The organism is Flavobacterium niveum (assembly GCF_055231775.1).
The window spans coordinates 315063-333636 of the sequence record NZ_JBUYSX010000005.1 but is presented as its reverse complement, the minus strand read 5'-3'; the positions used below and the strand labels follow the sequence as shown (position 1 = coordinate 333636).

Here is an 18574-nt window from a genome sequence, read left to right as displayed (position 1 = left end):
TAAGCTGCAAAGCTAAAAATTTATTTTTATATAACAAAGTTTTAACATTGCATATTCCTTGATTAAAAACACGATTTTTTTTAATGTAAGCAATAAATCCACAACATATTTACGTCTATAACCTCCATATTTATATATTTTTAAAAAAAACGTCAGCTACAAAGAGCTGACGTTTATAATTACATATATAAGATGTAGATTATCTAAAAAGGTTGCGTAACTGCTAATTATTTAACAATAATTTTTTTAACAAATTCGTTACCACCACTAAATACTTTCACAAAATACACTCCGGCCGTTAGCTGGCTTATATTAGCAGTAGCAGCATTAGAACTTATTGCTTTGCGTAGTACTTCACGGCCTTGTATGTCAAAAATAGCCATTGAAGCATTAGCACCAAAATCGCCTGTAGCAAGTGATACGTTTACCACATCTTGCGCAGGGTTTGGCCATACTGTAATATTTTTATCCATATACTCCTTAACACCATTAGTACCGCCTATACCAGTTATAATAAGGGTATAATCCTGCGCCTGGGCACCATAAAGCGATGCTTTGTGAGATACTGTAACAACATAAGTACCTATACCAGGGTTTGGTATCCATATTTTCTCTATGTTATCTACTTTATTGTCTCCTGTAGTAACTGTAGGATTCACTAAAGTACCGGTTAGCTTCCATGGATAATATATTTCGCCGGTTTCTAAATTTTCCAGCCTAAGGTCAAGGTCGTTTACCAAAAGATCCTGCGCATTGTTTAGCAAAGCATCAGGATTATTTGTATTGTTATTTTCAGCAGCAGGCCTGTCTGTCCATGATATGGTAGCTTCAAGCGGATTTTCACCGTTAGACACTACTTCAAATGTATACTGGTCACCGTTTTCTAAAGATGTTTCTTCAAACACTTGCGATTCCGAACCTTCATTTTGGATTATAAGGGCAGCTTTGTATGCATTAGCAAGCCCCCAGCCCGTCATATGGTCCGGTCCGTCATTTGGTCCGGCCTCATCTGCCGTGTGCGCCAGCAAGCCCCTTACAGAAGCAGAGCGTAACAGGTTTAAAATATCAATATCATCTGAAGGATGCATATCAGAATACAATTGCTGTAACAATACTATAACCCCAGTTATACCCGGCGCAGCCATTGAAGTACCACTAAGGTTTCCGTAAGCCGTATTGTTGCTACTCACAGAAGAAAGCACGTTTACACCTTTTGTAGCGATATCCGGTTTAATACGCATATCGTCAGTAGGGCCATAGTTAGAAAAACCAGCAATTTGTACTGAGTTATGGTCAACGTAAGTATCTACCTGGTTTACCGCAGCAACCGTAATAACGTTTTTAGCCACACCCAAGCCAGACAACAGGTCGTTACCCCCTTTATCGGGGTTAATACCGTTATTCCTATCATTACCTGCTGCAATTACCGGCTGGTAGTACGGGTTATTAAACGTAACCTGATCAACATCATGGGCTTCATAGTTATACCTTCCGAATGGATATACAGCCCCGTTTAACACTTCAGCCTTTAACCCGTAAGAGTGGTTTGAGGCACAGATATTATCTGCAGCAGAAGTCATTTCAGCGATATCACCGTTCCAATCATAATCCCATATTGAAGCACTGTAAGCAAGACCCCTTGCCTGGGTGTTTCCTGAACCGGAACCTATTATAGTACCACTTACGTGCGTATTGTGCTCAGACAATTCGCTACCGGCATCTTTAACCGAAAGCCTGCCCCCGAAAGTAATATGGGTAGAGCGTGCATGTAGTTCATCCCACACACCGGCAAGCATCTGGCTACCGTCAAGGTCAAAGCCCATATTAGCACTTGAATAAAGAAGGTTAGCCCTTGAGGTAATAGCAGAACCTACATTGTATGTCTGGTAATATTTAGGCTCACCGCCCGGCATAATGCCTACAAGCTCTGCGTGTACACCGTTTTCCTCTATTTTCAGTGGCCAGCCTTTTATGGCAGCCATCTGTATTGCTTTTTCTTTTTGCAGAACAGAACGGTTGTAAAAAACCTTAGCAAGAGAGTCGTTAATTGCCAGCCTGGCAGGGTCTTTACGCTGTCCGTAAGCAACGGTACCTAAACACGCAAAACCAAACACCAGGACAACCCTCAGCGTATTTTTTTTCATGATAGTTTTAATAAAAAATTAATAATTGTAAACCTCTTAGCACCGCAAATATCTTTAAAAAAAATGTTAAGGCGGTAAAAAGAATAGCAAAAATAGCAATTATAACAAATTAAACTTCAAGAATTTAAATTTTAACTTTCAGGAAGTTATATTTGCGGAGTTACAATTCCTAAACAAAATCGTTATAATGCTTTTACTTAAACACTCTGTATACCAGGTTGAAACAGGAACAGACGAAGCCGGGCGCGGCTGCCTTGCAGGTCCCGTTACCGCAGCCGCTGTAATACTGCCTGACGATTTTGAAATGGAAGAACTGAACGACTCTAAACTACTTACGGAAAAAACGAGGAAACGGTTGCGTCCTATTATAGAAGAAAAAGCGATTTGCTATCACGTAGTACACCTGGGTCCTGAAGTTATAGATGAAATAAATATACTGAACGCCTCTATACGTGCCATGCAGCAATGCATAGAAAACCTTACCCCCGTACCGGAATATATTATTGTAGACGGCAACCGTTTTAAAGCCGTAGGCAACATACCGCACAGCTGCATTGTAAAAGGCGACAGCAAATACCTGAGCATAGCAGCAGCATCGGTACTGGCAAAAACGTATAGGGATGAATACATGGAGCGCCTGCATGAGGAATACCCTATGTACAACTGGAAACAGAACAAAGGCTACCCTACCGCAGCACACCGTGAAGCCATAAGGCAATTCGGCCCTACACCACACCACCGCATGTCATTCCAGTTACTGCCTGCACAGTTGGAAATGGATTTCGGATTGTAAAATTATTCTACCGGAACTACAGCATCTGAAGCAACTACAACCTCTGCTTCAAAAAGCTGTGAAAAGTATTTGAGTATCTTTTCACGCACTTCTGCTTCGTCTACTTCGCGGTTCAGTTCAGCATGCATAGAAGTAACGGCTTTGCCGCGTATACCACATGGGATGATATTATCAAAATAACCGAGGTTAGCATTTACATTCAGCGCAAAACCGTGCATGGTTACCCATCGTGATGCACGCACCCCCATAGCACATATTTTGCGGGCAAAGGGCGTACCCACGTCCAGCCACACACCGGTTTCGCCTTCGCTGCGTACACCGTTAATACCATAATCAGCCAAAACCATAATCATGGTTTCCTCCATAAGGCGCAGGTATTTGTGTATGTCGGTAAAAAAGTTCTCCAAATCGAGTATCGGGTAGCCTACAATTTGCCCGGGACCGTGGTAGGTAATATCCCCTCCCCTGTTTACCTTGTAATATTTGGCACCTTTTTCCTCAAGCTGTTTTTCATTGATAAGCAGGTTACTGAAATCGCCGCTTTTACCCAACGTATACACATGCGGATGCTCCACTAACAGTAAATAGTTTGGCGTTTCGGTTTCAGTACCTTCCCTCCTGTTTATTATTTTAACATCCAGGGTCTTCTGGAAAAGTTCTTCCTGGTATTCCCACGTATCTTTATAATCCTTTTCACCTAAATCCTGCACAAATATTTTCCTGTTCATGGTATACAGACTAATGTTTTACAGTACAAATTTACGAACATATTCTCAAAATTGTTCACCTGTATGCAAGCTAATAAAGTAAGCGATTTGCAAATTGCTTATTCATTAACATTCACTATCTTTGCAGCCTTAAAAACACTATTAATTTAATATATCATGCAGCTTTCAGAACAGGAAATCATCCGCAGAGAAAAACTGGACACGCTGAGGAACCTCGGCATTGAACCCTATCCCGCAAACCTTTTTCCGGTAGATACTACAAGTAAACAGGTTAAGGAAGATTTTTCTGAAGGTAAACAGGTGGTACTTGCCGGCCGTGTTATGAGCATGCGTATACAGGGTAAAGCCTCGTTTGCAGAGCTACAGGACAGCGAAGGCCGTATACAGATATACATTAACCGCGACGAAATTTGCCCCGGCGAAGACAAAACCCTTTATAACGATATATTTAAAAAACTGATTGACCTTGGCGACTTCATAGGCGTTGAGGGCAAACTGTTTACCACACAGGTAGGCGAAAAATCAGTTTGGGTAACCAATTTTACCTTGCTGAGCAAAACGCTGCGCCCGCTTCCGCTGCCTAAAACGGATGCCGAAGGTAATACGTTTGACGGCTTTACCGACCCAGAGCTGCGTTACCGCCAACGCTACGTAGACCTTGTGGTAAACCCTCAGGTGAAAGAGGTGTTTGTAAAACGCACCAAGCTGTTTAACGCCATGCGTAACTTCTTTAACGACAAAGGTTACTTTGAAGTGGAGACCCCTATCCTGCAATCTATTCCGGGTGGGGCAAGCGCCAGGCCGTTCATTACGCACCACAACTCGCTGGACATTCCGCTGTACATGCGTATTGCCAATGAGCTGTACCTGAAACGCCTTATTGTAGGTGGTTTTGACGGTGTGTACGAGTTTAGTAAAAATTTCCGTAACGAGGGTATGGACCGCACCCACAACCCTGAGTTTACGGCCATGGAAATATATGTAGCCTACAAAGACTACAACTGGATGATGGAGTTTACCGAAAACCTGCTGGAGCACTGTGCTACTGCGGTTAACGGTACTACCGAAGCTACTTTTGGCGAGCATAAAGTAAACTTTAAAGCGCCATATGCCCGCGTAACCATGACGGATGCTATTAAGCAATTCACAGGTTTTGACATTACAGGCAAAACCGAAGCTGAACTGTTTGAAGCTGCACGTGGTATGGGCATAGCCGTAGATGAAACTATGGGTAAAGGCAAGCTTATCGACGAAATATTCGGGGAGAAATGCGAAGGCAACTTTATTCAGCCTACGTTTATTACTGACTACCCTATCGAGATGAGCCCGCTGTGTAAAAAACACCGCGAAAACCCTGAGCTTACGGAGCGTTTTGAGCTTATGGTATGCGGTAAGGAGATTGCCAACGCCTACAGCGAGCTGAACGACCCTATAGACCAGCGTGAGCGTTTTGAAGCCCAGCTGAAGCTTAGCGAGCGTGGCGACGTAGAGGCAGCCCAGTTTATAGATAACGACTTCCTGCGTGCGCTGGAGTACGGTATGCCGCCTACATCGGGCCTTGGTATCGGTATGGACAGGCTAATTATGTTCCTTACCAATAACCCAAGCATACAGGAAGTACTGTTCTTCCCGCAAATGCGCCCGGAGAAAAAAGGCCCTGAACTTACCGAAGATGAAAAAGCCGTAGCCGAACTGCTTAAAGCTGCCGGGCAACTTGCCCTTGATGCGCTTAAAACCCAGGCCAACCTAAGCGGCAAAAAATGGGATGCTGCCATGAAAGGACTTGCCAAACATGGGCTTGTAAAAGTGGTAGTAGACGGAGACACCAAAACCGCAGAATACAAAGGATAATTTTTATCCTCTTTATAAACTAAAAAAGGTTCGGCAATGCCGAACCTTTTTTAGTATCTGTTATTATATTATTGCTTAATTAGCTTTTGTGTTGTGGTGCCTTTTGCTGTACTCACTTTTACAAAGTACACACCTACCGCCCTTGACGAAAGGTTAATTGTAGCCCTGTTAAGGTTTACAATATCTGACTGCAGCAGCCTGCCCTGTACATCGTAAAGCTGTACTGAGCTGATTTGGCCTTCGGCACTTATGGTAACCTCTGTAGTTGCAGGGTTAGGATATACCTTAACGCTGGCATCTTGGTTTACTTCATCTACACCGGCAATACCAAATACGGTTGTTGCGGCATTAGTCTGCTGTGGAAGCGCATAGTCGTAGAAAATACGTGCCTGGCCACTTACCTGGCTGTTCACCGCAAGGTTACCCCTGGTTTTCAGCTTAAACAATATATCGCCATGCCCGTTTCCGGCAGCTACGTTAGCACCATCCATTAAAAACTTGATGCTGTTGTTGCTTATCCTTGCCGTAGCATCGTGCGATGTATTCATTACTTCAAGGGTACTGATGTCAAACTGTGTAGGGTCTATATCCTGGGTTACTACCACATTTTCAGCTGCAGTGCTGCCGGTATTGGTAAAATAAATATGGTAATGCAGGTATTCGCCTATATAATCAGATGACAGTGTTTCGCCCTCCAGGCATTGTATAAAGTTATCCTGGTAAGCGTTTTCCACCTGCTGGTCCAATACAAAACTGTTATCATCAGGCAACTGGTCCAGGTATTGGGTTATTGTTGCCGTAAACGGAATGTCATCACCCACATACACCGGAGTACCAGAACCTGAATTATTCAGGGTAAGCGTCATGGTTATTTGTCGGCTTTCAAAAGGCTTCAGGTCGTAGAAGCTCCACTGGTAGTTATTTATACCCATGTAGCTTGCAGATGGGTTTATGTTTGATACAGCACTAAACTGGCTGGTATTCCAGTTACAGTTTACAACACCAAACAACGTTGTATTCCCTTTATTCTTATACACTATTTTATAATCGGCAGGCATGCCCGGCACCGCTTTGGTTACAGGTACCATTACCACCTCCAGGTCGTTACTGCTGCCCACGGCGCTTACGCAAAAATCCTGCCCGTTTACAGAACCGTCTACCGCTGCAAAATTTACAGTAGCCGATGGCGGGTATGCCGAAAACAAACTGCTGTTTTCAAACTGTGGCGTCACGGTATAACTGCCCGCCTGGGTATAAAAATCATACGAACCAAACATATCGGTAAAAGTATACGAGCCATCGCTCAGCATTACCTTCATATAACACTGCGGTGCATCTGAGCTGTCGCAGCCATTTCCGTCACTGTCTGAAATAATAGTGCTTGTTATAGTATTGTATTCACCACCCGGGGTAAATGTGCAAAAGGTATTTACACTGATGTTGCTGTACCCGTCAAGAATCAGCTGGTCTTCAATAATTGTTATTTCATCTTCATCGCCGCATACATACGTCAGGGGATTATTTTCCCAGTCGTTAATATTGTATACAGCCGACTGTACATTTCCGTTTTTAAGGATAATGGTAGTTATACTATTATTAGCACACCTTAGCACAGAAAACTGCGGGCAATCGCTAAAATCAAGCTCTGTAAAGTAGTTACCGGCACCGTTAAAGCTTTGCAGGTATCCCAAACCTGCAAATGAAAGTGCCGTTAGCTGATTGTTTGTACATACCAGTTCCTGCAAATGGTCTAATCCCGTAAGCGAAAGTGTACTGATACTATTGTAGCTGCAATCAAGGTTACGTAAATCATCAAGCCCCGACAGGTTTAGTACAGAAAGCTGGCAACTGTTGCAATACAATTCCCTTAACGACGACATGCCCGCTACAGTTAGTGATGTAAGCCCCACACTTCCCTGGCAGTCCAATATCCTTAGTTCGGTTAACGCCGTAACATCAAGCGTTGCAAAAGAGTTACCGCTACAATCCAGCGTGCGTAATCCTGTAAAGTGCTGCACGCCCTCCATATTGTCTATATTGAGTCCACCCAAATATAATTCTTCTATTTCATCGGCTTCACTTTGCTGTATAAGCCCGTCACTATTTGTATCTATCACCACCGGGTTACCGCCGCTGTTAAGCGCAATGCCGTTGACAGTATTTGCCGAAAGCAGTGCATTCAGCAAATTGGCATTGGGTATGGTAATAACCTGCGCCTCGGAAAAAGCAACGGAAAGCAAGAGCAGGGTAATCAAAATCTTCTTCATAACGCGGGGATTTTATGTTTTTTCTATGGGCTTCTTTGGTTTAAAGTGATTTAAGCAGTTCCTGTAACCTTTCTTTTTTGCGCTGGCTTATGGGCAGGTTACTGTTATCGGCCATTACAGCATAGCCTCCATCCTTTTTTATGTACGACTTAAGGTAGGCCAGGTTAATCAGGTGGCTCTGGTGTATGCGTTCAAAACCCTGTTCGCTAAGCAGGTCTTCATATTCCTTCAGTGTTTTTGCTATCAGCACCGGCTTACTGTTCTTAATATAGAACTTAGTATAGTTATCCTGTGATTCAAGTCTTATAATGTCGCTTACTTCAAACAAATGTATGCCATCTGAAGTAGAAAGGGCAATACGTTTAAACTTGTCCACTTTTTTCCGGATATTTTCCAGCAACAAATCAATATGCGCATAGTTATCATTACCCGAAAAAGCCTTTTTCACTTTCTCGGTTACTTTGCGCAACTCCTCAGGGTCTACGGGCTTCAGCAGGTAATCCAGCGCACTGAAACGGAATGCTTTTACTGCATACTGCTCATGGGCGGTAATAAAAACCACCTGCGATTTCAGCTTGCCGTTTTTTTGTGCAAACTGCTCCAGTATATCAAAGCCGGTACCGTCGCCCAGCTGTATGTCCATAAAAACAACATCGGGCGTAAACTGCGAAATGGCCGCTATACCTGCCTTAACGCTGTCTGCCTCGCCCAATATGTGGATGTCCGGAGCATACATACCCAGCAACCCCTTCATGGCGTTACGAAGGTTAGTATCGTCGTCTATGAGTAATGCCGAAATCATTTGCTGTCAGATAAATATTGTACAGGTAAATATAATGTTATTTTAGTTCCTTCAGGGCTGCCATCCTCACCTGTGCCGTCTGTAATTTCCACATGGGCAGGTTTACCGGTGTAGGCCTGTATCACTTCAAGCCGCTTCTTTGTTATTTCCAGCGCCATAGATTTGTGCACGGTAACAGAGTTGGCCTTCATTTCCCTGCTTTTTTGCATGCCTATGCCATCATCAGTCACGGTACACACCAGCGAATCGCCTTTAATAGCAAAATTCACTGCTATGTGCCCCTTCTCTTTTTTAGGCACTAAGCCGTGTATTATAGCATTTTCTACAAACGGCTGAATGAGCAGTGGTGGCATGGCCGTATCGTCTTCTATAGCCGGATCTTTGGTTATTGTAAAATCAAAAATCTGGTTAAAACGCAGCTGTTCCAGTTCCAGGTAGTTTTGCAGGCTTTCGGTTTCCTTATCTATGGGAATCAGCGGCTCTTTGCTATATTCCAGCGTAAGGCGCATCAGCTTGCTGAATTTAGACAGGTATTTTATAGCCGAATCGGTACCGTTTTGCACTATAAACCCAGATATGGCACCAAGGCAGTTAAACACAAAATGCGGGTTCATTTGCAAATGCAGTGCCTTTTGTTCGTACTCAGCCAAATCACGCTGCAATGTAAGGTTTTTCTTTATTTGTCTGCGGTTGTATATTAAAAAAGCAAAACCGAATACTAATATTCCCAGCAATGCCGAAAAGAACAATTGCAGCCTGTGGCGCTTGCTCTGCTCGTTGTACAGCGCCTGTTTCTTTTCAATTTCAAGTTTGCGTTGTGCCTCGCGGCGTTCAAACTCAAAATTCATTTCCTCGCGCACCAGCGCTTTTATATTTTCGCCGTTAACAATACTGTCATTGGCCACCACATATTTTTTATAATGCTCAAAGGCATTTTTTACATCGCCCTGTTTTTCATACAGCTCGCTCAGCGCCTTTTCAGAATCCCGAAGCTGGTCTGTAGCACCTACTGCTGTTGCTGCCGCAGATGAAGCTTTGTAATACTCTATCGCTTCGTTAAACTGCTTCTCCTGCTCTGCAATCCTGCCCAGGTATTCCAGCGAAGCCGATGCCCCAAAACTGTATTCTACAGCATTAAATAACCCCAAAGCCTTTTCATAATAGCCACGGGCTGTTTCGGTTTGTTTTTGTTTGCGGTAATAATTCCCGAAGTTGTTGTACAACTCACCCAAAACGGTTTTATCGGTATCGTTAACCAGTTTTTCTTCGGCTTTTTTGTACGCCGCCAGTGCTTCGGCATCCTTACCCTGGTCCAGGTAAACGTTGCCTATATTAGTAATGGTTACACCACTGTCGTCATACTTGCTGTTTTGTTGTAGAGCGAGTGATTTGTTGTAATACTGAAGCGCCTTATCATACTCTTTCTGCGATTCGTACACTACACCTATACCATTGTAAATGCGTGCTACAACTTCATTTTGCCGGGTTTCTTTATACAGCTTCAGGGCTTTAAAAAAATATTCAAGCGCCTTTGGATAATCGCTTTGCCTGTTGCACACAATACCTATGCTGCCGTAAGCGCGAGCCAGGCCGTCTTTTACTTCTTCAGAACGGTCTTTATGCAAAAGGCGCTCATATACCGCCTGCGAAGCGGTAAAATACTTTATCGCTTCGGGGTAATTCCCGTTCATTATACCACAATTCCCCAGGTTAAACCAGGCATCGGCCTGTTCGCGCTCCATATTTCCTTTTTTGGCTAAAGCCAAAGCTTTATGGGCATACTCTTCTGATTTTTTATCGTCAGTACCCGAATATTCGCTGGAAATTAGATTGTACAAATGCGCTTTATCTGCATCTGCCGATGCATGCCCGAGTTTTGTAAGTAAGCTGTCAAGCACCTGTTGCTGGGCAAAAACATTTGCTCCACACAACAAAACAGCACCTGCCAGCAATATCCTTAAAAGCCTCATATAGTTCTCCTTAATCTACTGCAAAAATATGATATTGTACGCATACTACGCGCGCGAATTAGAATTTGCCCATAATGGGTTAGAATTTGAAATAAAAAATCCTCCGCTATGGGAGGATTTTATCATCACTGTTTTATAAGCCTTCGGGTTATGCTCCCGGTATCTGTGGTAATTTTTACGAGGTAGACCCCTATAGGCTGTGCAGCTATATTTAAAACAGCGCTGCTGCTTGCCGGTTGCGATTTTTGAACGAGCCTTCCCGCTATGTCAAACACACTTATTTCTGCTATCTCCGATATTGCTTCAAGTGTCACTATGTCTTTAGCAGGGTTAGGGTAAATATGTATATTATTTAGTCTAAATTCATCTGTAGCAGCAGTATCCTCATATACAGTAACTGCCTCGTTAGTAGCAATGGCTTCATTAAAATCGAAAACAATGCTTGCCTGGTTTATTACTGCATCGCCTTCCGCAAGGGTTTCAAGAGATTTTATTTTAAAGGTAACACTCCCCTGCCCCTGCGGCGCCAGGCCTATATCATTAAACCTGAATTCAAGGATGTTGTTTTCTAATGACGGGGTAACAAGGTGGGTACTGCCTAATATTTCTATTGAACTTACATCATATTTGGCAGCATCTATAGCACTGGTAACAATTACAAAATTTGCAGCTGCCGTTCCTATATTCTCAAAATTTATGGTGTAGTGCAGGTACTCCCCTATTTTAGTCACCGGTTCAGAATCGCCTTCAAGGCAAACAATATTGTTCGGGTCTAACGATGCCCTTACTTCCTGGCTGAAGTCAAACTGGTTATTCTCCGGGGTTTCATCCTCCTGGCTTATACTTCCTGTAAACGAAAACTCAAGGATATCGCCAAGCAAAACCGGCGGGGTACTTGCAGGGGTGTTTACATAAAGGGTCACCAAAACAGTGCGGATTTCAAAAGGCTCCAGATTTGAAAAATCCCACGAAACCAGCCCTGTAGCAGAACTTGTATAAGGCACTGTTGCAGTAACATAATTCAGGGCATCGTCGTTATAGCTAAATGAAACTGTGCCATTAAGCGTTTGGTTACCGTTATTTTTATACGTAAGCAAATAATCACGGTTAGTACCTACAACAACACCGGCTGTAGCACCAATACTAACCTCAAGGTCAGGATGCACACCAACAGGCACTATACAAAAATCCTGTATTGTTTCGGTACCGTTTAGTTCAGGAAAACTTATTAATGGCGCAGTAGTGCTTGTACCAAAATACTGTAAACCCTGCAAATCAAGCGAAAGCTGGTAATCTCCGGTTTCGGCAGCAAAAGCATAGTATCCGGAAGGTGTTGTCCATACAGAAGATGTGTTGCCGTTGTGTAATGATGATACTTTAACCAATTGCAGTAAAGAATCCCCGCTATCGCAGCCATTGGCATCCCCGTCAAAACGTATTGTACCTGTAATGGTATTATTTTCCTCCCCGTTAACAGAGCATATGGTAGAAAATTCAATGTTTTCGACACTAACTCCACTACTAAATTCTGACATTGCAACTATAGCATTATAAGCCAAGTCATACTCTCCTTCATCAAGGCATATATAATTCAGGCTTATGCATCCGCCAAAAGTCTCAACATCAAAAAAGTCAATATGATTGTTTTTTAAATATATAGAGCTTAAATAAGGACATCCAAATACATTAAAATATTCTAAGCCCGTTTGTGTAGAAAAATCAAGACTGGTAAATAAATTATCGCCTGCGGTAATTTCTGACAGGCTAACAGGAGACAAATCTATTTCGGTCATCAGATTACTACTGCAATGCAATTCATCCAGGCTTGTAAGCCCCGTAAGGTCTAAACCTGTCAATTCATTCATTCCACAATTAAGGAATACAAGCCCCGTACATCCGCTAAGGTTAAGCGTGGCCAGTGAATTGTTATATACATTCATGTTAGCCAGGTTTACCATACCCGACACATCTAATGCTGTAAGGTTATTATTACTTTTACAGATAAATTCGGTAAGGTTAGTAAACGACTGTATACCCGTCAGGCTACTAAGGCCTATGTTATTCGCTATATTCAGCCTGTAAACCAGTTGCGCTTCAGCCTCTTGGATTTCCCCGTCGGCGTTAGCATCTACAACCATACTGTTGCCACTTATATCCCTTGCGTAGTGGTTAGTAGCCGTAGCATTCAACAGGAAGTTTTTAAAAACATTATCCGGTATATCCACAATCTGTGCAGAAGCAATTGCAGTAACAAACAATAGCGCTAAAAGTAATTTTTGTTTCATAATTGTAAGGTGGTTTTCCTTTAGAACAATTTAAACCTAAAATACCCTATATGCCGTGCACAAAAAAAGCCCCCACCTGTCGGCGAGGGCTTCATATTATAGAACCTTAATGATTAAGCTTTTACTTTAAAAGCTTTTTCACCAGGGAAGTAAGCTACTTCACCAAGTTCTTCTTCAATACGAAGAAGTTGGTTGTACTTAGCCATACGGTCTGAACGTGAAGCAGAACCGGTCTTAATCTGGCCACAGTTAAGGGCTACAGCAAGGTCGGCAATGGTGTTATCTTCAGTTTCACCCGAACGGTGCGACATTACAGATGTATAACCCGCATTGTGTGCCATGTTTACAGCAGCAATAGTCTCAGTAAGTGTACCTATCTGGTTTACTTTGATAAGGATAGAGTTAGCAATGCTTTGGTCTATACCCCTAGAAAGGCGCTCTACGTTAGTAACGAATAAATCGTCACCTACAAGCTGTACTTTATCACCGATTTTTTCAGTAAGCAGTTTCCAGCCAGCCCAGTCATCTTCATACATACCATCTTCAATAGAGATGATAGGGTATTTAGCAGCAAGCTCGGCAAGGTATTCTACCTGCTCTTCTGAAGTACGGATTTTTCCGGTTGGGCCTTCAAATTTAGAGTAGTCGTATTTACCGTTTACATAGAACTCAGAAGCAGCACAGTCTAGCGCGATTTTAACGTCGTCACCAAAAGTGTAACCTGCTTTTTCTACAGCAATTTTAATAGTTTCAAGGGCGTCTTCAGTACCACCTTCAAAGTTTGGCGCAAAACCACCTTCGTCACCTACAGCAGTGCTAAGGCCACGGTCGTGAAGCACTTTTTTAAGGTTGTGGAATACCTCAGTACCTATTTTCATAGCGTGAGTAAAGCTTTCTGCCTTTACAGGGAAAATCATGAACTCCTGGAACGCGATAGGCGCATCTGAATGCGAACCACCGTTTACAATGTTCATCATTGGTACAGGAAGCGTATTACCAGATACACCGCCTACGTAACGGTACAGTGGAAGGCCCAGCTCATTTGCAGCCGCTTTAGCTACAGCAAGAGAAACACCAAGGATAGCATTAGCACCAAGGTTTGATTTGTTTGCTGTACCATCAAGCTCTATCATGGTTTTGTCTATAGCATTTTGCTCAAAAACAGACATACCTACAACAGCAGCAGCAATAGTGGTGTTTACATTTTCTACAGCCTTAAGAACGCCTTTGCCCATGTAATCTTTACCACCGTCGCGAAGCTCTACTGCCTCGTGCTCACCGGTTGAAGCTCCTGAAGGCACTGCAGCCCTGCCAAGAACACCGTTTTCTGTAATTACATCTACTTCTACCGTTGGGTTGCCACGAGAATCCAGTATTTGCCTGGCGTGTACTTTGATAATAATACTCATAATCGCTTTCGGTTGTTTTAAAGTTTAATTATTGTGTTTACCTTTTTCTATGTTTTCTATGAACTGGTCAAACAGGTACGTAGCATCGTGCGGGCCGGGGCTGGCCTCAGGGTGGTACTGTACCGAGAAACAGTTCTTATTTTTCATACGCATACCTGCCACCGTACCGTCATTAACGTGTACGTGTGTAATTTCAAAGTCAGGGTGCTGCTCCAGGGCTTCCCTGTCTACCGCAAATCCGTGGTTTTGCGATGTTATTTCGCCTTCGCCTGTAATAATGTTCTTTACCGGGTGGTTTATACCCCTGTGCCCGTTAAACATCTTGTAGGTAGGGATGCCGTTAGCCAGTGCCAGTACCTGATGGCCAAGGCATATACCGAATACAGGCTCATCATTTGCCAGTATCTGACGGGCAGTTTCCTGAGCCGAGAACAGCGGATCAGGGTCGCCGGGGCCGTTAGACAGGAAGTAACCGTCAGGGCTGAATGTTTTCAGGTCCTCGTACGATGCATCATACGGGAACACTTTTATGTAACAATCCCTTTTAGCAAGGTTGCGTAATATGTTCTTTTTAATACCAAGATCCAGTGCCGATACTTTGTATTTAGCATCCGGGTTGCCCACAAAATAAGGCTCTTTGGTAGATACTTTGCTGCTCAGCTCCAGGCCTTTCATATCAGGCACGGCTGCAAGGCGCTGCTTCAGCTCCTCTATATCGCAGTCTTCTGTACAAATAGCTGCATTTTGTGCGCCGTGGTCGCGTATGTAGCTTACCAGCGCACGGGTATCTACATCAGATATTGCCACAAGGTTTTGCTCTTCAAAATATTGTTTCAGGCTCTCATCAGAGTTAACGCGCGAGTGGTTAAAGCTGAAGTTTTTACAAACAAGGCCCGAAATCATGATTTTATCGGCCTCTACTTCTTCACCGTTGGTGCCGTAGTTGCCTATGTGAGCGTTAGATGCTACCATTATCTGCCCGAAATAAGACGGGTCTGTAAATATCTCCTGGTAGCCTGTCATACCGGTATTAAAGCATACCTCGCCAAATACAGTGCCCTCTAAGCCGACAGATTTGCCATAAAATATTGTTCCGTCTGCCAGTAGTAGGATCGCTTTATTCCTGCTTTTGTATTTCATTTAAGTAGTGTAAAATGTTGTTGTGTTGCGTGCAAATTTACTATAATTTTTCGTGAAGATAAAAGTATGGTATTACTTTTACATTAAGCGTAACCGATAACGGTAAAGCCTTGCCAAAAAAAAAGGACAAACTATAAAGTTTATCCTTTTTATATTGAAAAATCAGTTGTTCATGATTATTCAGTAGCTTCAGTGTTTTCAGCTGTGTCAACGGCAGGAGCTTCAGCAGCAGGTGCAGCTTCAGCTTTCTTAGCAGTACGGCTACGACGGGTAGTCTTCTTAGCCTCTTTCTTAGCTACGTTGTACAGTTCATTGAAGTCTACAAGCTCGATCATTGCCATATCAGCGTTGTCACCAAGACGGTTTCCAAGCTTAATGATACGGGTATATCCACCCGGACGATCGCCTACTTTTGCAGCTACTTCGCGGAAAAGCTCAGTAACAGCATATTTGTTGCGTAGGTAAGAGAAAACAATACGCCTGTTGTGTGTAGTGTCCTCTTTTGCTTTAGTTACCAATGGCTCAAAGTATACTTTAAGCGCCTTGGCTTTTGCCACAGTCGTATTAATACGCTTGTGTTCTATAAGTGAGCAAGCCATGTTAGCCAGCATCAGTTTCCTGTGCCCAGCCTGCCTGCTTAGGTGATTAACTTTTTTACCGTGTCTCATTGTCTGTAACTTTAAACCAGTACCACAGGGGTATCAGGTTATTCTTTATCTAATTTGTATTTGCTTAGATCCATCCCGAAGTGCAGGTTTTTAGAAGCTACAAGCTCATCAAGCTCTGTAAGCGACTTTTTACCGAAGTTACGGAACTTCATTAAGTCATTTTTGTTGAAAGATACCAGGTCTCCTAATGTATCCACTTCAGCCGCTTTTAAGCAATTCAGTGCCCTTACAGACAGATCCATGTCTACAAGCTTCGTCTTAAGAAGCTGCCTCATGTGAAGTGATTCTTCATCATAAGATTCTGTTTGTGCAATTTCGTCGGCCTCAAGTGTTATCCTTTCGTCAGAGAACAGCATAAAGTGGTGTATCAGCGTTTTTGCTGCCTCTGTAAGCGCATCCTTAGGGTGAATAGAACCATCTGTAATGATTTCAAAAACCAGCTTTTCATAGTCGGTCTTCTGCTCCACACGGAAGTTTTCTATTGTATATTTTACATTCTTTACCGGGGTAAAGATAGAATCTGTAAATATAGTACCAATAGGAGCGTTTTGCTTTTTGTTCTCCTCAGCCGGTACATAACCACGTCCTTTCTCTATAGAAAGTTCCATGTTTATGTTAATGCTGCTGTCCATGTTGCAGATCACAAGCTCCGGGTTAAGCACCTGAAAGCCTGAGATAAATTTCTGGAAGTCACCTGCAGTAAGCTGGTCTTTACCGGTAAAAGAAATAGATACACTTTCGTTATCTACGTCCTCTATCTGGCGCTTAAAGCGAACCTGCTTCAGGTTAAGGATAATTTCTGTAACATCTTCAACAACCCCGGGGATAGTAGAAAACTCATGCTCCACACCTTCGATACGAACAGATGAAACAGCATAACCTTCTAACGAAGAAAGCAAAACTCTTCTAAGTGCGTTACCAACTGTCAATCCATAACCAGGCTCCAGGGGGCGGAATTCGAATTTCCCCTGAAAATCGGTTGAATCGATCATGATAACTTTATCGGGCTTCTGAAAATTAAATATTGCCATATTGTCGACTAAAATGTCAATTATTATTTGTTATACAACTCAACGATTAGTTGTTCTTTGATGTTTTCCGGTATCTGGATCCTCGCAGGTGCATTTACAAATGTACCTTCCTGAGTATCGTTGTTCCAGGTAATCCACTCATATACGTGAGCAGAGTTAGATAAAGAATTTGTGATAGTTTCAAGTGATTTTGATTTCTCACGTACAGCAACTTTATCGCCGGCTTTAAGGTGGTAAGACGGGATGTTAACAAGCTCACCGTTTACTGTAATATGCCTGTGGCCTACGATTTGACGGGCAGCACGGCGAGACGGGGCTATACCCATCCTGAATACTACGTTATCAAGCCTTGCTTCGCAAAGTTGAAGTAGTACTTCACCGGTTACACCTTTAGTAGCAGCAGCTTTTTCATACAGGTTACGGAATTGTTTCTCAAGGATACCGTAAGTGTATTTAGCTTTCTGCTTCTCCATAAGCTGAACAGCATATTCAGATTTTTTACCCCTTTTCTTGGCTAAACCATGTTGTCCCGGAGGGTAATTTCTTTTTTCGAAGGCTTTGTCGTCTCCGAATATCGCCTCGCCGAATTTACGGGCGATTTTAGTAGTTGGACCAGTATATCTTGCCATTTCTAAAAATTAAAACGAACAGGGGATTATGAATTCAGGTTCCATCCTACGATAATCCTTGCCCTGTTCTTGTTATACTCTAATAAAAAATTAAACTCTCCTTCTCTTCGGAGGGCGACAACCATTGTGTGGTAGCGGAGTTACGTCGATGATCTCAGTAACCTCAATTCCTCCGTTGTGGATAGACCTGATAGCAGACTCACGTCCGTTACCCGGGCCTTTAACGTAAACTTTCACTTTCTTTAGGCCAGCCTCAAGAGCTACTTTACCACAATCTTCTGCAGCCATCTGTGCGGCATATGGTGTGTTCTTTTTAGAACCGCGGAAACCCATTTTACCTGCTGATGACCAAGAGATAACTTCACCTTTCTTATTAGTAAGTGAAATGATGATATTATTGAAAGTAGCGCTGATATGAGCTTCGCCTGTAGATTCTACTACAACTTTACGTTTTTTGGTACTAGCTTTAGCCATACTATTTATTATTTAGTTGCTTTTTTCTTGTTAGCAACAGTTTTCCTCTTACCTTTTCTTGTCCTTGAGTTATTCTTGGTACGTTGGCCACGTAGTGGAAGACCAGCCCTGTGGCGGATACCCCTGTAGCAGCCTATGTCCATAAGGCGCTTAATGTTAAGCTGTATTTCTGAACGAAGTTCACCTTCAATCTTAAAGAAAGAAACTGCTTCACGGATGGCGCTGATATCATCATCATTCCACTCGTTAACTTTTTTATCTTCGTTCACCTGGGCTTTAGCCAGTATTTCTTGTGCCCTGCTTTTTCCAATACCAAAGATGTATGTTAAAGCAATAACTCCTCGTTTGTTTTTAGGTACATCTACCCCTGCAATTCTTGCCAT

Annotated in this window: 15 protein-coding genes; 2 read left to right on the top strand and 13 right to left on the bottom strand. The window is 42.9% G+C overall.

The features are described 5' to 3' along the window. Window positions 1-227: 227 nt before the first annotated feature. Window positions 228-2144 (bottom strand): S8 family serine peptidase, encoded by a 1917-nt coding sequence (locus tag ACZIX4_RS14555; protein WP_463336362.1) that lies wholly within the window; start codon window positions 2142-2144, stop codon window positions 228-230. A 187-nt stretch (window positions 2145-2331) separates the two neighbouring features. Here ACZIX4_RS14555 and ACZIX4_RS14550 point away from each other — a divergent pair, with 187 nt between their 5' ends. Beyond that, complete coding sequence (locus tag ACZIX4_RS14550) at window positions 2332-2937, top strand: ribonuclease HII (protein WP_463336361.1); 606 nt, start codon at window positions 2332-2334, stop codon at window positions 2935-2937. 2 nt (window positions 2938-2939) lie between these two features. Here the strand turns inward: ACZIX4_RS14550 and lipB are convergent, their stop codons facing one another. After that, entirely contained in the window at window positions 2940-3665 is a 726-nt protein-coding gene (lipB, locus tag ACZIX4_RS14545; RefSeq protein ID WP_463336360.1) for a lipoyl(octanoyl) transferase LipB, read from the bottom strand. Window positions 3666-3821: 156 nt separating this feature from the next. On the opposite strand from lipB, the gene lysS reads away from it, so the two are divergent. After that, window positions 3822-5516: a lysine--tRNA ligase gene (gene lysS, locus ACZIX4_RS14540; RefSeq protein WP_463336359.1), complete on the top strand. Its 1695-nt coding sequence runs from the start codon at window positions 3822-3824 to the stop codon at window positions 5514-5516. Between the two features lie 68 nt (window positions 5517-5584). Here lysS and ACZIX4_RS14535 read toward each other — a convergent pair whose 3' ends face one another. The 11 genes from ACZIX4_RS14535 to rpsM form a co-directional block, all read right to left on the bottom strand. Beyond that, window positions 5585-7783, bottom strand: coding sequence for a DUF7619 domain-containing protein (locus tag ACZIX4_RS14535; RefSeq protein ID WP_463336358.1), 2199 nt, complete (start codon window positions 7781-7783; stop codon window positions 5585-5587). A 40-nt stretch (window positions 7784-7823) separates the two neighbouring features. Further along, entirely contained in the window at window positions 7824-8585 is a 762-nt protein-coding gene (locus tag ACZIX4_RS14530; protein ID WP_463336357.1) for a LytR/AlgR family response regulator transcription factor, read from the bottom strand. Next, window positions 8582-10555, bottom strand: a complete 1974-nt coding sequence (locus tag ACZIX4_RS14525; RefSeq protein ID WP_463336356.1) for a tetratricopeptide repeat-containing sensor histidine kinase — start codon at window positions 10553-10555, stop codon at window positions 8582-8584. The genes ACZIX4_RS14530 and ACZIX4_RS14525 overlap by 4 nt, the downstream gene beginning before the upstream one ends. 125 nt (window positions 10556-10680) lie before the next feature. Beyond that, a complete protein-coding gene (locus ACZIX4_RS14520; RefSeq protein WP_463336355.1) occupies window positions 10681-12840 on the bottom strand; it encodes a DUF7619 domain-containing protein in 2160 nt (719 codons plus the stop codon). Between the two features lie 113 nt (window positions 12841-12953). Further along, entirely contained in the window at window positions 12954-14249 is a 1296-nt protein-coding gene (gene eno / locus ACZIX4_RS14515) for a phosphopyruvate hydratase (protein WP_463336354.1), read from the bottom strand. A 24-nt stretch (window positions 14250-14273) separates the two neighbouring features. Next, complete coding sequence (gene carA / locus ACZIX4_RS14510; RefSeq protein ID WP_463336353.1) at window positions 14274-15389, bottom strand: glutamine-hydrolyzing carbamoyl-phosphate synthase small subunit; 1116 nt, start codon at window positions 15387-15389, stop codon at window positions 14274-14276. A 176-nt stretch (window positions 15390-15565) separates the two neighbouring features. Further along, window positions 15566-16057 (bottom strand): 50S ribosomal protein L17, encoded by a 492-nt coding sequence (gene rplQ, locus ACZIX4_RS14505; RefSeq protein WP_463336352.1) that lies wholly within the window; start codon window positions 16055-16057, stop codon window positions 15566-15568. A gap of 38 nt (window positions 16058-16095) precedes the next feature. Continuing rightward, entirely contained in the window at window positions 16096-17088 is a 993-nt protein-coding gene (locus ACZIX4_RS14500; RefSeq protein WP_463336351.1) for a DNA-directed RNA polymerase subunit alpha, read from the bottom strand. A 23-nt stretch (window positions 17089-17111) separates the two neighbouring features. After that, window positions 17112-17717 carry a 30S ribosomal protein S4 gene (gene rpsD, locus ACZIX4_RS14495; RefSeq protein WP_463336350.1) on the bottom strand — a complete coding sequence of 202 codons (606 nt, stop codon included), beginning with the start codon at window positions 17715-17717 and terminating at the stop codon, window positions 17112-17114. Window positions 17718-17807: 90 nt separating this feature from the next. Next, the gene (rpsK, locus tag ACZIX4_RS14490) at window positions 17808-18191 is read right to left on the bottom strand and encodes a 30S ribosomal protein S11 (protein ID WP_463336349.1); all 384 of its coding nucleotides are present in this window, start codon (window positions 18189-18191) and stop codon (window positions 17808-17810) included. An 8-nt stretch (window positions 18192-18199) separates the two neighbouring features. Beyond that, window positions 18200-18574, bottom strand: a complete 375-nt coding sequence (rpsM, locus tag ACZIX4_RS14485) for a 30S ribosomal protein S13 (protein WP_463336348.1) — start codon at window positions 18572-18574, stop codon at window positions 18200-18202.